This is a genomic window from Flavobacteriales bacterium (assembly GCA_013214975.1).
Lineage (GTDB): Bacteria > Bacteroidota > Bacteroidia > DT-38 > DT-38 > DT-38.
In genome coordinates, this window is record JABSPR010000079.1 from 1 (window position 1) to 2,943 (window position 2,943).

Here is a 2,943-nt window from a genome sequence, read left to right on the forward strand (position 1 = left end):
AAAACAATATTGATCTGATTGTATCTACTGGTCCTCCACACACTGTGCATCTAATTGCTCAAAAGGTGAAAAAAGCAACAGGGGTGAAGTGGTTAGCTGATTTTCGTGACCCATGGACCAACATTGATTTTTACAGAGAATTGCAATTGAGTTCTTGGGCAGATGCAAAACATCGTCGTTTAGAAAAAGAAGTACTTGTGGAGGCAGATTTGGTAACCACGGTTAGTTGGAACTGGGGAAAAGATTTGTCGGAGATTGGTAATCGGGATGTGGAGGTGATAACAAATGGTTTTGATAGCGAGGATTTTAATGATAAAGTTGACGTTGAAATAAAAAAATTCTCAATATTACACACGGGTTCTATGAATCGCGATCGAAACCCATCCGCTTTTTGGAAAGTACTTAGCGAGTTATGTGAAAGTGATAGAGAGTTTGCAAGTGATCTTGAAATAGAACTTGTTGGTGCTATAGATTTTACCGTTCTGGGGGATTTAGAGCGCTTTAAATTGATTGATAAGGCAAGGTTGGTAGATAGGTTTAATCACGACGAAGTAGTTCTTAGGCAGCAAAATTCTGCTATTCTGTTATTGGCACTAAATGATACACCTAATATTTCGGGTGTGGTGCCTGGAAAAATATTTGAGTATTTAAAATCGAATCGACCCATATTAACTGTTGGGAGCGTTGAAGGTGACAGTGCGCGAATCATCAAAAAAACAAATCATGGAGTTACGGTAGGGTTTAAGGATGAAGCAGGAATGTTGATTGAGCTTAAGTCCCTTTACGAGAAATTTAAAATCGGGGCGCTTAAAGTAGACTCTAGGGGAATTGAGCAGTACGATAGGAAAGTGCTTACGCAAGCCATGTGCGCGCAGTTTGAAAAGGCTATTCGTGATTAGCTGATTGGTTGAGTAAGTATTGGATTGCCGAATCAGATTGGTTAGTTTCTATCGGTTGCTTGTTAGATAGTTTAAATACAGGCGATATGTTGCTGTTGATAAACTCTTTCAGCTCATTATCAACTTTAGTGTTAAAACCGTAATTCAATATTTTATGCGGAATGTCTGCCGATATTTTATTCGCTTCATCCCAAATAGTTTTAAACCCTTTATCTGTCTTGTAACATTGTTCGAATAGGTAGTGGAAGATGTAGTAGGGGTAAACTTTGAATAAGCCTGTAAATAAGTTGGTCGTCCACAAGGAAGGATTCATGGAAAGCGCCTTTCTTGAAAATATATTCGACCATAACATTCGGAAAGGAGAATTATTCGCCAATCCAATATCTGGATTGACAAGCCAATAAGAATTTAATTTCTCTGTCATAGTCGAGAGAAGTTCATTTCCTTTATTTGATGCAAGAAACCAGTTCGATAGCATTCTGTCTTTTCCGGGTTTGCTAAAAGCAAAAAAACCAGAGTTAAGGTAATTGGGTAACCATGACTCTAAAGCGGTCATGCAAAGGCAAGTCGAGTCTACCCAAACTCCTCCATTTTGATTGAGTAAGTTAATTCGGATTACATCCGATAAGTGCGCTCTCGTTAGGTTTTTGTTATCAATTATACGTGAGTCAATTGTAACGTGATCGGTGAAATTGTTTTCATCGAGGAAGATGAATTGGTAATCACTGTTATGCTTTACCCAAGAGTCATAACATGTTTTTACCAAGCTTGGCATGGCATCTTTTCCCTGAAACCATACGAACCAAATGATTTTCTGCTCAACCATAAATCGAAAGTGTGGTTTGCATTAAGATTCTTTTTGAGGTTGATTCCTTAATTTGATTTCCCAACCTATAGATCCTAATAATAGTAGAGCTAGAATTATAGATGATGCAAAGGATATTTTTTCTCCTAAGAAGTATGACGAAGGAATAAATTCAAATACAATTTCGTGCTCACCAGCTGGAATAGCCAATGCTCTAAGCACGTAGTTTGCTCGTATGTGCGACGTTTCTACTCCGTCAATGAATACTTTCCAATCGTTGTCACCTCCTTCGTAATAGATCTCAGAGAATACAGCCAAGGCTTCACCGCCAACTACATTTGCTCTGTAAGTGAGCTTGTTTGCTTTATAGTCTGTCAAGGAGATATCTGAAAGTATCGTGTTGTTTTTAGTAACATCAAAAGCTATGTACTCTTTGTATTGTTGGTCGATAATTACCGTGGAGGCTGGATTGAAATCGGTTAAAGCGTTAATTTCTTCATCGGCATTTTTGACCCAATTGATATTATCAATAAACCAAGCATTCCCTAGTGCGCCTGGGTTTCTACTCGCGGCAACGATTCCTGTTTTCCCATTAGGCGTAATCATGTATCTGCCATTTAACATATTGATAACGTTTATGTTGTTCTTGCTTAGATGTCTTTCGATTAACTCTTGGTACCTCAAAAGCTTAGCACCATGATACCCTCCAATAGATTTGTGTTTCGCAGAGGTAATAGCATCTGTAAAAGGATTGGCTGTAACGTTGAAGACACGGTAATTAGGATCTTTATCTCTCCATATTTCCAAGTCGACCGTAGTTGGTTTCTGTGCCTTGTTTACATCACGTTTTTTAACAAAGTTATCCGCGTTTAAATACTTTTTTCCTTCAACTCCAAAGTCGAATATGAAAAGGAGAAGTAATCCTCCTATTAGCATCGGTTTAGATATCTTTTGTTTGAAGAAAAAGTAAATAATTCCAAATGATAACCCGATAAGGATTAGGGATTTGAATGCACTTATTTTAAGTAATGATTCTCTGTCATTTTCGAGGGATTCAATCGGCCATCCTTGTTGCGCTAATTGGGCATCAGATACTCCCGAAAAGTCAAAAAACAGACTTCCGCCTAGACCAACCAACAAACAAATACCCGCAGAGATATAACCTGCTTTCTTGAGTTTCTCAAACATGGATTTTTGAAAAGAACCCGCATTGATGAAAAGGTTAAGACTATATATTGC

At 38.0% G+C, this 2,943-nt stretch carries 3 protein-coding genes; 1 reads left to right on the top strand and 2 read right to left on the bottom strand.

Annotation, left to right across the window (positions count from 1 at the left end):
- On the top strand, positions 1 to 899 hold an 899-nt coding region (locus HRT72_03565; protein NQY66784.1), incomplete at its 5' end, for a glycosyl transferase family 1.
- Here the strand turns inward: HRT72_03565 and HRT72_03570 are convergent.
- A complete protein-coding gene (locus tag HRT72_03570; GenBank protein ID NQY66785.1) occupies positions 886 to 1,725 on the bottom strand; it encodes a hypothetical protein in 840 nt (279 codons plus the stop codon). The genes HRT72_03565 and HRT72_03570 overlap by 14 nt on opposite strands.
- Positions 1,726 to 1,746: 21 nt before the next feature.
- On the bottom strand, positions 1,747 to 2,943 hold a 1,197-nt coding region (locus HRT72_03575; protein NQY66786.1), incomplete at its 5' end, for a hypothetical protein.